The organism is Clostridium ragsdalei P11 (assembly GCF_001675165.1).
GTDB lineage: Bacteria > Bacillota > Clostridia > Clostridiales > Clostridiaceae > Clostridium_B > Clostridium_B ragsdalei.
The window spans coordinates 199,109-211,411 of the sequence record NZ_LROS01000033.1; the positions used below are offsets into that span (position 1 = coordinate 199,109).

General features: G+C 33.0%; 9 protein-coding genes. 8 read left to right on the top strand and 1 reads right to left on the bottom strand.

Annotated features, from left to right (window positions below):
- Positions 1-15: 15 nt before the first annotated feature.
- Positions 16-1,773, top strand: coding sequence for a pyruvate kinase (gene pyk / locus CLRAG_RS14275; protein WP_065079033.1), 1,758 nt, complete (start codon positions 16-18; stop codon positions 1,771-1,773).
- Between the two features lie 237 nt (positions 1,774-2,010).
- Positions 2,011-3,441, top strand: coding sequence for a 23S rRNA (uracil(1939)-C(5))-methyltransferase RlmD (gene rlmD / locus CLRAG_RS14280; RefSeq protein WP_065079034.1), 1,431 nt, complete (start codon positions 2,011-2,013; stop codon positions 3,439-3,441).
- A 142-nt stretch (positions 3,442-3,583) separates the two neighbouring features.
- On the opposite strand, the gene CLRAG_RS14285 is transcribed toward rlmD, so the two are convergent.
- A complete protein-coding gene (locus CLRAG_RS14285) occupies positions 3,584-5,371 on the bottom strand; it encodes a sigma-54-dependent transcriptional regulator (protein WP_065079035.1) in 1,788 nt (595 codons plus the stop codon).
- A gap of 261 nt (positions 5,372-5,632) precedes the next feature.
- Between CLRAG_RS14285 and CLRAG_RS14290 the strand changes: the two genes are divergently transcribed.
- From CLRAG_RS14290 to CLRAG_RS14315, 6 genes are all read left to right on the top strand, one after another.
- Positions 5,633-6,913 carry a four-carbon acid sugar kinase family protein gene (locus CLRAG_RS14290; protein WP_065079036.1) on the top strand — a complete coding sequence of 427 codons (1,281 nt, stop codon included), beginning with the start codon at positions 5,633-5,635 and terminating at the stop codon, positions 6,911-6,913.
- Positions 6,907-8,067 carry an iron-containing alcohol dehydrogenase gene (locus CLRAG_RS14295; protein WP_065079037.1) on the top strand — a complete coding sequence of 387 codons (1,161 nt, stop codon included), beginning with the start codon at positions 6,907-6,909 and terminating at the stop codon, positions 8,065-8,067. The genes CLRAG_RS14290 and CLRAG_RS14295 overlap by 7 nt, the downstream gene beginning before the upstream one ends.
- Positions 8,068-8,084: 17 nt before the next feature.
- Positions 8,085-8,984: a 4-hydroxy-tetrahydrodipicolinate synthase gene (gene dapA / locus CLRAG_RS14300; RefSeq protein WP_065079038.1), complete on the top strand. Its 900-nt coding sequence runs from the start codon at positions 8,085-8,087 to the stop codon at positions 8,982-8,984.
- Between the two features lie 23 nt (positions 8,985-9,007).
- Positions 9,008-10,009: a 4-hydroxythreonine-4-phosphate dehydrogenase PdxA gene (gene pdxA, locus CLRAG_RS14305; RefSeq protein ID WP_065079039.1), complete on the top strand. Its 1,002-nt coding sequence runs from the start codon at positions 9,008-9,010 to the stop codon at positions 10,007-10,009.
- A gap of 88 nt (positions 10,010-10,097) precedes the next feature.
- Complete coding sequence (locus CLRAG_RS14310) at positions 10,098-11,492, top strand: sodium:solute symporter family protein (protein ID WP_065079040.1); 1,395 nt, start codon at positions 10,098-10,100, stop codon at positions 11,490-11,492.
- Positions 11,493-11,549: 57 nt separating this feature from the next.
- Entirely contained in the window at positions 11,550-12,296 is a 747-nt protein-coding gene (locus tag CLRAG_RS14315) for an SDR family NAD(P)-dependent oxidoreductase (protein WP_065079041.1), read from the top strand.
- Positions 12,297-12,303: the final 7 nt, after the last annotated feature.

Consider the following 12,303-nt stretch of genomic DNA (forward strand, 5'->3'; position numbering starts at 1 on the left):
AAGGAGTGTGTTACTATGCAAAAAACTAAGATGATTTTTACTATTGGACCTGCAAGTGGTTCAGAAGAGGTTTTGTCAGAGCTTATTGAAGCTGGAATGAACGTATCAAGACATAATTTTTCTCACGGAGATCATGAAGAACATGAGAAGAGAATAAATATGGTAAAAAAACTTAGAGAAAAATACAATAAGCCAATAGCAATAATGCTTGATACAAAGGGACCTGAGATAAGAACAGGTGATTTTAAGGAAGATAAGGCAGAATTGAAAGAAGGACAGCAGTTCGCTGTTTATTGTGGAGAAGATATTTTAGGCGATGAGACTAAATGCTCTATAACTTATGCTGAATTGAGCAATGATGTAAAAAAGGGCGACAGTATACTTATCGATGATGGTCTAGTTGGACTTGAAGTTGAAAGTGTTGAAGCAAATAAAATAAATTGTACAGTTAAAAATAGCGGGGCAGTTGGCAATCATAAGGGTGTAAATGTACCTGGAGTTTCTATATCTATCCCTGCTATAACTGAAAAAGATAAAGATGATTTGAAATTTGGATGTTATATGGAAGTAGATATGGTAGCTGCATCCTTTATAAGAAAAGCAGCTGATGTTATGGCTATAAGAAAAGTACTTGAAGCAAATGGAGGACAAGATATACAGATATTTTCTAAAATAGAGAGTCAAGAAGGCGTTGACAACATAGATGAAATAGTAAAATTTTCTGATGGGATAATGGTAGCAAGGGGAGATATGGGAGTAGAAATTCCTATAGAAAAAGTACCAATGATTCAGAAATTTATAATAGAAAAATGTAATAAGGCAGGAAAACCTGTTATAACTGCTACGCAGATGCTTGATTCTATGATAAGAAATCCTAGACCTACAAGAGCAGAAGCTTCTGATATAGCTAATGCTATATTTGATGGTACAGATGCTATAATGCTAAGTGGAGAATCTGCTAATGGAAAATATCCTGTGGAAGCTGCTAAAACTATGGCAAGGATAGCCAAGAGAGCAGAGGAGCAAATTAACTATGACTCTTTGCTTGAGAAAAAGAGAGAAGCACATATACAGAATGTACCAAATGCTATAAGCCTTGCTGCATGTACTACGGCTTCGGAACTAAAAGCTTCTGCTATAATAACAGCTACTCAAAGCGGCAATACTGCTAGAATGGTTTCAAAATACAGACCAGGATGTCATGTTATAGCTGTAACTCCAAGTGGTAAAGTAGCCAGGGGACTTGCTTTAAATTGGGGCGTATTTCCAATACTTGCCAAAAAAGTAGAGTCTACAGATGAAATGATAGAAAATTCTGTTGAAATAGCTTTGAGAAGTGGATATGTAAAAAAAGGAGACCTGGTAATCATAGCAGCAGGTATACCTGTAAGTTATTCAGGAACTACCAATATGCTTAAAGTTCATATAGTAGGAGATATACTAGCTCAGGGAAGAGGCTCAGGGATTAGACCGGGTTATGGAACTGCAAAGATAGTAAGTAGTCCGAAAGAAGCAGATGAAGTAGTTGAAAAGGACGATATTTTAGTAGTTAAAGATTTGGATAAAGGATATATTAATATTTTGGATAGAGTTGCAGGAATCATATCAGAAAAAGGTGGCTTAACTTCTCACCTTGCTATTGAATGTCTTACAAGAGAAATACCTATTATTTGCAATGCAGGAGGTGCTACTGAAATATTAAAGACAGGCACATTTATTACTATGGACGTCATAAGAGGAATAGTATATAATGGCAGAGTAAATATAATGTAGTTATATTTTTGCATATATAAAATATTTATTGAAATTTAACATGACTTTAATGTATAATATAACAATATGTGGCTAAAATTATATAACAGAGAAAGTAAGACAACTGATTCTATTTTTTGCACCTTTGCGGGTGCAATTTTTTTTGTACAAAGTGCTTTTTTAATTGTATACTGTACTTATGGAAATTTTGAATGACAAATTGGATTAGTTTTAGATTTTGTTTAAGTAGGTGAATATATGAGTGAAAAAATAGAAAAAAATAAAGAATATATAATTGAAATAGATGGCATGGGATACCAGGGAGAGGGAGTTGGAAAGGTAGACGGGTTTACAATTTTTATACAGGGAGCTATTCAGGGAGAGAAGGTAAAGGTAAAAGTCATAAAGGTAAATAAAAATTTTGCTTTTGGAAAATTAGTAGAGGTACTTGAACCATCTCATTATAGAGCAAATCCACTTTGCAGTATATATAAAAGATGTGGTGGATGCCAACTTCAGCATATGTCCTATGAAGGTCAGCTTGACTTCAAAAAAAAGAGAGTAAAAGACTGCTTAGAGAGAATAGGAAAATTTGCAGTAGAGGAACAGGATAAAATATTTAGAGATAATGTTTTAGAGAAAAGCAGCGAAGATACTTCAGTAAAATTATATAACACTATAGGTATGACAAATCCCTATAGATATAGAAATAAAGTACAATTGCCAGTAGGTAGATGTAATAAAAAGATAAATATAGGATTTTATGCAAAATCAAGTCATGAAATAATAGATATGGAAAGCTGTCTTATTCAGAACGAAACTTCAGATAAAATAGTGAAGCTCATGAGAGATTGGATTGAAAAGTATAATGTAGAGCCTTATGATGAAAAAACAGGCAGAGGTACTATAAAACATATAATAACTAGAAAAGGATTTGCTACAGGTGAAGTTATGCTGGTAATTGTAACTTTTACTGAAAACTTGCCTCATAAAAAGGAAATTGTAGAACTTATGTGTAAGAATGTACCTGGAATAAAGAGTATAGTACATAATATAAATAATAATAAAACGAATGTGATATTAGGTAAAAAATGTGTAAACCTGTGGGGACAGGATACTATAAGGGATACTATAGGTAATTTTAAATTCAATATATCCCCTCTTTCATTTTTTCAGGTAAATCCTATTCAAACGGAAGTGCTTTACAATAAAGCATTGGAATATGCAGGCTTAAGCGGGAATGAAGTTGTATTTGATGCTTATTGTGGTACAGGAACTATATCTTTGTTTTTATCTCAAAAGGCAAAAAAGGTATATGGTGTGGAGATAATCGATGAAGCCATAAAAAATGCCAGAATAAATGCTGAAGAGAATGGGGTAAATAATGTAGAGTTTATAACGGGAAAGTCTGAAGTGGTGATACCAGAACTTATAAGCAAAGGAATAAAGGCTGATGTGGTAGTGGTTGATCCCCCAAGAAAGGGATGTGATACTGGGCTCCTCAAGGCAATTGCAGGCATGGCACCAAGGACTGTGGTTTATGTGTCCTGTGATCCTGCAACCCTTGCAAGGGATTTAGCAGTCTTGAGGGAACTTGGATATATGACTAAGGAAGTTCAGCCTGTGGATATGTTTGCACAGACAGCTCACGTGGAGTGTGTAGTTAAGCTAATCAAGGTAAATCAATAGATTTGCGTAAATTAAATATGAAAATTTGGCTGTTTGCCACCCATTTGCCACCGCGTTTATTTTCTGGGTGGCAAATTATTTTATATTAGAAATAACAGATTCTAATATGCCCTTTCCCAAAAATAGATAGTTTGCAGAACATCTATTTAGATTTAATTAAACGCCACAATGTAGTTCGACTGATTTTGAGACTTTCAGCAGCCTTGGTTTGATTTCCGTTACACATCTCAATTACCTTTAGTGCAATATTTTTGTCAATTTCACTAAGAGGACGAGATAGGTCTAATAGCTTTGCAGAATATTTAGAATTGAAAGAAGTTGAAAAAATAGTTTTCTCTTTACTTAAGACTTCTTTTACCTCATCAGAAGAAATATATTGACCTTTAGTTATTATAGTGAGATTTTGAATAACCCGAGTAAATTGCGTATAGTTATAAGGCCATGAAAATTCGCAAAGCATCTGTATTGCATCTGGCGTGATTCCTAAAATTTGTTTTCCAGTAGATATATTTAATTTGTTAAGATATAGTTTTACAATTGAATCTATGCGCGCTGGATCATCTCTTAATGCTGGTAAAGTGATTATAAAACAATGCAGGTGATTTATAAATGCCATCATATTTGAATCAAGTGTTCCGCTAGAAGAACTTATACATGAAAGTAAAACTCTATTTCTTTTACAAATTTCCATATCTGTCATGGCAATTAAAAGCTCTTTTTGTCGCTGATGACTTAAAGCATTTACATTTTTTATAAAGATAGTGTTACCAGAATCACATAAAGGTGAATTATGATTATTTAAAATGTAATCCCATATTTTATCACTTAATAAAGTACAATCAACTTCTATAAATGGTTGCTTAACTGAAGGACTGTTTAAATAGATAGCCTTAGCAATTTGCTTTTTTCCTGTACCGTCTTCACCAGAAATCATAACAGGATAAAAATTTTGATTTACTTGGTCAATGGTGCTGTTAAGTTTATCGATTGAATCAACTATACTATAAGCACTATTGAAATAATCTGCTTCTACTTCTTTACTGCTACTGTAATTGATACCGCATTTGTTGCCAGATAGTGGAGGCTTACTAACAGAAAAATAGAAAGCTATATATTCAAATTCGTCAGAGAGAATTCTCTGTCCTTGAATAGAATAAAGCAAGTTATTTTGACGATGTAAGAAATGACGTTTTCCAGTTGGAAGAACTTCATCTATTTTTTTATGAAGTGTATCTAAAATATCCGTATCATTATCTGAAAGTGTAGAATAAAATAATTTCCCATCATTTGTAAAAACTACTGTTTTGGCATCTCTTCCATGGATAAGTTGTCTTAAAAAGTGATTTTCAGATCTCATATTAGTATAGTTATTACAATAAAAGACAGAAGTATCAAATGCAGCACGAATACTTTCAATTCCCGATGTAATTAAAAATGCATTCATACCAAATTTTCTGGCAGTTGTATAGGTAATCATATCACAAAGAATAGCATGGTAACCAGTATCTTTTAAATTCTGTAGAATTGAAATATCTTCATCTGTAGAATTTATAGTAAATATGTCAATTTCATATGGCAATAATTCCATTAAAGATAAAAGATTTTTTGTAATATTTGGGAAACCAACTACTGCAACTTTTTTTGTATCAGCATCTGATAATTTTAGAGTACGTAAAATATCATAAATAGATGTGTTAATTTCAATTACAGGCAGTGAAACTGACTGTTGAAGTAATTTAGCAGTACCGCCTCGTGATATAATAACGTCGTAGTTTCCGTGAAAATTATTTTGAGCAATTTCCACTCCTTTTTTTAAATCTCCAACTGTAATTGTCAAATCTATATTGGGATAATCTTTTGAGATCTTAATTAGTAAAGGCTCCATACTGGAATATGGTGCAATGGCTAAAATTCTTATTTTAGATGACATTTTATATCTCTCCTTATAATTATATGTTCAAATATGAAATACTTATGTAACAATATTATAATATTTCATCAATAAATACAATATATTATAATATTGTTTCAAAATTAAACGAAAAATGTGGACGTTTTCATTTAATGGAATTATAAGTTCTGATATTATAAGGGCATAAAGAACACGGCATAATGTCCATGAAATCTTTATTAAATATTTTATTTTTATTAATAGAAATCATTACATTAATTGGAGGAGGCCTTACATTACATGGTTAAACTATTGATAATAGCAGATGATTTTACAGGAGCACTAGATACAGGTGTGCAGTTCACACTTAGTGGTGCTGTAACATATGTGATAGTTGATTCTCAAATCAATTACACTAAAATAGAGTCAAATGTGGAAGTATTAGTAATTGATGCAGAGACTCGCCATCTTGATAAGGCAGAAGCGTATCAAAAAGTATTTTCAATTGTAAAACAAGCAACTGAAATCGGGATTTCATATATTTATAAAAAAACTGATTCTGCTTTGCGTGGAAATATTGGTGCAGAACTTACGGCGGCAATGCTGGCAAGTAAATCAAAACACATTCATTTTATTCCTGCATTTCCGAAAATGGGTCGCACTACTGTAAATGGTGTACATTATATAAATGGAATTCCAGTTGCTCAAAGCATTTTTGGTCAGGACCCTTTTGAGCCGGTTTGTTACTCAGATGTAAAGGAAATTATTAATTCTCAGTCTGAGCTTCCAGTTCACATTATGAGCGCAGATATTTCAGAATCATGTGAATCAACAGAAGGAATCATAGTGTATGATTCGAGTTGTGATCAGGATATCAAAAATATTGCTGAAAAGCTTAATAAAAAGGATGAAATGCATCTAATAGCTGGTTGTGCAGGATTAGCGTCTATATTATCACAGATTCTTCAGCTTGGAAGTGAGAGACCGCGAATACCTGAAATAAAACCCAATATGCTTGTAGCATGTGGCAGTGTTAATCCAGTTTCAGTTGCTCAATGCAATGATGCAAAGTGTAAGGGAATACCATATTTTAGACTTACTCCAGAGCAAAAGCTGAACACTGATTGGGCAGAAAACTGTGATGCAGATGAATTTATTCAGAATTTGTATGATTCTAGTGAAAATAATCATATGGTCATTCTTGATACAAACGATATGGAAGGCACTGAGAGCACAACTGCTTATGCACAGAAAAAAGGAATTTCAACTGAACAGATGCGTACACATATTATATCTAGCATGGGCAAGATTTTGAAGCGGTTAATTGACAAAGGATGTGATAGTACCATTTTCATTATGGGGGGAGATTCACTCATTGGATTTGCACGTGAGACTGGTATTAAAGGTATATTTCCTGTATGTGAAATGGATTGTGGAGTTGTGCTGTCACAGCTTAATTATAATGGAAAGATGCTAAATGTAATTTCAAAATCTGGTGGATTTGGTAAAGAAACTATATTTAGCGATTTATCAAAAATGCTTTTAAGATTAAATGAGGGGAAGGAAGTTATAAAATGTTAGAAAAATATAATCTAAAAATGCCACATGTTGTATATAGTGGTGAAAATTCATTAGAAAATATAAAAACAATTATTTTAGAAAATAAAGTAAATAAGTTAGCTGTTTTTACAGACAAAGGAATTGAAAGTGCAGGTTTATTAGATTATCCTATGAACTTTGTGAATGCAACAGGAGTTGAAGTAACTATACTTGATGATCTACCACCTGAACCTACATATAGTCAAGCACAAAAGCTTGTAGATGAATTTAAGGCAAGTAAAGCTGATTTTATTATGGCAGTAGGCGGAGGCAGTGTTATGGATACTGCAAAGCTTGCTAGCATACTTGCAACAGATGATTATGGAGTTCATGAATTATTAGATGAACCTAAATTAGCTAAAAAGTGTATAAAGACTTTGATGATACCCACAACAGCTGGAACTGGAGCTGAAGCTACACCTAATGCAATCGTGGCAGTTCCTGAGAAAGAATTAAAGATAGGTATAGTAAATGAAGAAATCATTGCAGATTATGTTATTTTAGATGCAATTATGATTAAAAAGTTACCTAGAAAAATTGCAGCTGCTACTGGTGTAGATGCATTAGCTCATGCTATTGAGTGCTTTACTGGAAACAAGGCAAATCCTTTCAGTGATATTTTTGCTCTAGAAGCTTTGGATATGATTCTTAATAATATTGTTAAGGCCTGTGATGATGCTGAAGCAATGAGTGCTAAAAATAAAATGCAAATTGCAAGTTTTTACGCAGGAGTTGCAATAACAGCTTCAGGAACAACAGCTGTACATGCTTTAAGTTATCCACTTGGTGGTAAATATCATATTGCTCATGGCGTATCTAATGCGATTCTTTTGGTACCTGTAATGAGATTTAATGAACCAGTGTGTCGCGCAAAATTTGCTGAAGCATATGACAGATGTGTTCATGGAGAAAAAAATTGCACTACTGTGGAAGAAAAAAGTGAATTTATGATTAAACAGTTTGAAAAAATTGTAAAGCATTTGGATATTCCAACGAGTCTATCTACTTTTGATGTACCAGCATCTGATTTGGATCTTTTAGTTGATGCAGGAATGCAGGTTACACGTTTACTAGATAATAATATGCGTAAAGTTACTTCAGAAGATGCCCGTGCATTATATAAACAAATTCTATAATAAAGGGAGTTTTAAAAATGAAACAAGCTGAAATTAAAGGAATTATATCAGCAATGATTACACCAATGAATGAGGATGAATCTATAAATGCTGCTGCACTTAGAGAACAAGTAAATCGCCAAATTGAAAGTGGGGTACATGCTATATTCTGTTTTGGTACTAATGGAGAAGGTTATATTTTAAATAAAGAAGAAAAGAAGTTAGTTCTTAAAACTGTAATTGAAGAAACTAATGGACGTGTTCCAGTATATGCAGGTACAGGATGTGTTTCAACTAAAGAAACAATTGAGCAATCAAAAATGGCAATGGATTTAGGAGCTGATGTATTAAGCATAATTACACCTAGCTTCGCGGTAGCCAGTCAAAATGAATTATATGATCATTATAAAACTGTAGCCCAAGCAGTAGATATGCCAATCATATTATATAATATTCCAGCGCGTACTGGTAATGCTTTAACTCCAGCAACAGTTGGTAAATTAAGTGAGATTCCTAACATTGTTGGTGTAAAAGATTCTTCGGGTAATTTTACAAATATTCTTGGATATATTTCTGCAACTGAAAAAAATAACTTCAGTGTTTTATCTGGAAATGACCAATTAATTCTTTGGGCTTTAAAGGCAGGTGGTGTGGGAGGTATTGCTGGATGTGCTAATGTATATCCTCACACTATGGCATCAATTTATAATTGCTATATGGAAGGTGATTGGAAAAAGGCTAAAGAATATCAAGATAGCATAGCTAGTTTCCGTGCTTGCTTCAAATATGGAAATCCAAATACAGTTGTTAAAACATCAGTATCATTATTAGGATACAATGTTGGTAAATGTCGTGCTCCTTTTAATCAATTACCAGAAGAAGGTATTGAAGCTTTAAAGAAAGTGTTAAAGGAAAACGCAGATAAAGGAATGAAATAATTTTAGAGAAAGGAGGAAAAGAGATGCTTAAAAAACCTGTAATTGGTATTACGATGGGAGATGCAGCAGGAGTTGGTCCTGAAATCATTGTAAAGGCATTAAAGCACAGTGATATATACGATATTTGTTCACCTGTAGTTATAGGAGATCCAAAGTTTTTAAAAAAAGCAATAGAAGTTACTAAATTAGATATTAGCTTAAACTTGATAGATGATATAAAAGATGCAAAGTTTTTGTATGGCCAAATTGATTGCTTTAATATTGATATAATTCCGGAGGATTTACCTATTGGAAAGGTATCTCCGGTATCTGGAGATGCGGCATTTCAATTTGTGAAGAGAGCTATTGAACTTGCAAAAGAAAAGAAAATACAAGCTATTTGTACAGCTCCTTTAAATAAGGAAGCTATGCAAAAGGGAGGACATAAGTTTGCCGGACATACAGAAATTTTGGCCAAGTTAACTGATACAAAAGATTATTCAATGATGTTATCTTCACCAAAACTTAAGGTAATTCATCTTACAACACATGTGGGACTTGTAAAAGCAGTTGAAATGATAAATCCAGATAGAACTTATAAGGTTATTAAGTTAGCCAATGAGGTACTTTCTAGAGCAGGGTACAAGAAACCTAGAATTGCAGTTTCTGGTATAAATCCACATGCTGGTGAAAATGGGATTTTTGGAAATGGAGAGGAAGAGGAAAAGTTGATTCCAGGAATAAAAAGAGCTCAAGAAGATGGTATAGAAGTAACTGGACCTTATCCACCGGATACAGTATTTTTTCGTGCTGTAAATGGCGACTTTGATATTGTAGTTGCATGCTATCATGATCAAGGACATATTCCTATAAAAGTTCTTGGAATGTCTGATGGAATAAATGTAACAGTTGGGTTAAACGGAGGAGTTATACGTACATCTGTTGACCACGGAACTGCTTTTGACATAGCTGGAAAAAATATTGCTGATGAAAAAAGTATGTTAGCTGCAATTAAATCAGCAGTTGAATTAGTACCTAAAAATTAAGTGTTAAAAAGTAAATTATCAAGTCAGTATGATTAAAATATTTAAATTCATACTGATTTGATTAAAATATAAGAGGGGTGTGTAACAAATGAAAACATTTTCATCGGGGGAAACCCTAATTATTGTATCCATTATATTAGCATATATTATTTTTACAGCATGGTTAAGTGTTAAACTTCGTAGTAAAGATAATAGCCAATTTATGACGGCAGGTAAAAGTATGCCTACCTTTATTGTAGGAGTTTTACTTATGTCAGAATATATAGGTGCCAAGTCTACAGTTGGAACTGCACAATCTGCGTTTCAAAATGGTATGGCGGCTTCCTGGTCAGTACTTGCAGCTTCCATTGGATTTATATTTTATGGATTATTTTTTGTTAAGAAATTATATGATACCGGAGAATTCACTATTTCAGGAGCTATCGAAAAGAAGTATGGAAAATCAACAAAATTAATTGTTTCTGTAATAATGATATATGCATTATTCTTAGTAAATGTAGGTAACTACATAAGTGGAGCAAGTGCATTAGTTACTGTATTAAAAGTTAATCTTCCTGTTGCAATGATTATAATAGGGATTGTAAGTACAATATATTTTTCATTTGGTGGAATGAAAGGTGTTGCCTATGTTACCGTATTACACAGTGCTGTAAAATATGTTGGAGTTATGATTATTGTAGCTACAGCACTAGTTTTGACACATGGTGTTGCACCTATAACACATAGTTTACCGCATTTTTACTTTACTGGTACAGGTAAAATAGGAATTACTACTGTAATAGGTTGGATTATTGCAACTGGTGGTTCTATATTTTCAACTCAATTTGTTGTTCAAGCTATTTCATCAACTAAAAATGCTAAATCTGCTCAAAAATCAACTATGATAGCTGCAGCATTTTGTATACCACTTGCACTTGCTATTGCTTTTGCTGGTGTATCTGCAAGGTATCTTTTCCCTCATATGAAGAGCTTATACGCATTGCCAATATTTATTCAATCAATGAGTCCTGTTTTGGCAGGAATTGTTGCTACTTCACTTGTTGCGTCGGTATTTGTAAGCGTTAGCACAGTTGCTTTGGGAATTGTATCCTTAATTGTAAGCGATTTTTATGTTCCACATTGTAAACCTACGCCTGAAAAACAACTTAAAATGACACGTATAATTTCAGTAATTATTGGATTTGCACCTTTAATATTTGCATTTTATGTACCACAAATTTTAAGTTTGTCATTCTTTACTAGAGCTTTGCGTTTATCTATTGGTATAGTTGCAGTTATTGCTTTTTATTGTCCGTTCTTTAACAGCAGTAGAGGAGCTAATTTGGGACTTATAGGTGCAGCAATTGCTACTACAATATGGTATTTATTGAACAATCCTTTTGGAATTGATAATATTTATGTTTCTATTGTAGTACCTATTATAGTTATGGTTATTGAAAGATTGCTTCATTGGAACAAAAAACCTGAATCAAAGGTGGCATAAATTATAGATCTTAGAAAATATTGAAGTTATGTATTGTCAAGAGAGGTGTTAAGAATAATGTTGTTACAAGGAAAAGTTGCTATTATTACAGGTGCAAGTAGAGGTATTGGCAGGGCAATTGCTTTAACTTTAGCTCAAAATGGTGCTTCATTAATGATTAATGCTAATAGAGAAGATTTGTTAAAAAGGGTAGTACAAGAAGTAGAAGGATTTGGACAGAAGTGTTTAATAACAAAAGGAGATATATCTAATATTAATACTTCTAAAAAAATCGTTTCCAATACTATCGACAAATTTGGAAAAATAGATATTCTTGTAAATAATGCAGGGATAAATATGCGCATACCAACGTTAGAGCTTAAGTCTGAAGATTGGCAAAGCGTAATTAATACTAACTTGAATGGTACATTTTATTCATGCAGTTCGGTTTTGCCATATATGATACAACAAAAATATGGTAAAATCATAAATATATCGTCTACTACAGCTAAAACGCCACATCGTAATGCATCACCTTCGTATGGAGCATCAAAGGCAGGCATAAATTATCTTACACAGCACCTTGCTTTAGAAATGGCAAAGTACAATATTTGTGTTAATGCAGTTTGCCCTGGTCCTATAGAAACAGATATGTCCGATCAATGGTCTCCTAAATATCGTGAGCAGGTACTGTCGAGGATACCTTTAGGGAGGCTTGGAAAGCCTTATGATGTGGCAAATACAGTTTTATTTTTAGTTTCTAGCATGGCTGATTTTATAACTGGAGAGTCTATAAATATAAATGGTGGAACTTATATGAACTAGAGAATGG

Coding starts and splice junctions, on each gene's coding strand:
- pyk (WP_065079033.1), top strand. CDS start 16: ATGCAAAAAACTAAGATGATTTTTACTATTGGACCTGCAAGTGGTTCA.
- rlmD (WP_065079034.1), top strand. CDS start 2,011: ATGAGTGAAAAAATAGAAAAAAATAAAGAATATATAATTGAAATAGAT.
- CLRAG_RS14285 (WP_065079035.1), bottom strand. CDS start 5,371: ATGTCATCTAAAATAAGAATTTTAGCCATTGCACCATATTCCAGTATG.
- CLRAG_RS14290 (WP_065079036.1), top strand. CDS start 5,633: ATGGTTAAACTATTGATAATAGCAGATGATTTTACAGGAGCACTAGAT.
- CLRAG_RS14295 (WP_065079037.1), top strand. CDS start 6,907: ATGTTAGAAAAATATAATCTAAAAATGCCACATGTTGTATATAGTGGT.
- dapA (WP_065079038.1), top strand. CDS start 8,085: ATGAAACAAGCTGAAATTAAAGGAATTATATCAGCAATGATTACACCA.
- pdxA (WP_065079039.1), top strand. CDS start 9,008: ATGCTTAAAAAACCTGTAATTGGTATTACGATGGGAGATGCAGCAGGA.
- CLRAG_RS14310 (WP_065079040.1), top strand. CDS start 10,098: ATGAAAACATTTTCATCGGGGGAAACCCTAATTATTGTATCCATTATA.
- CLRAG_RS14315 (WP_065079041.1), top strand. CDS start 11,550: ATGTTGTTACAAGGAAAAGTTGCTATTATTACAGGTGCAAGTAGAGGT.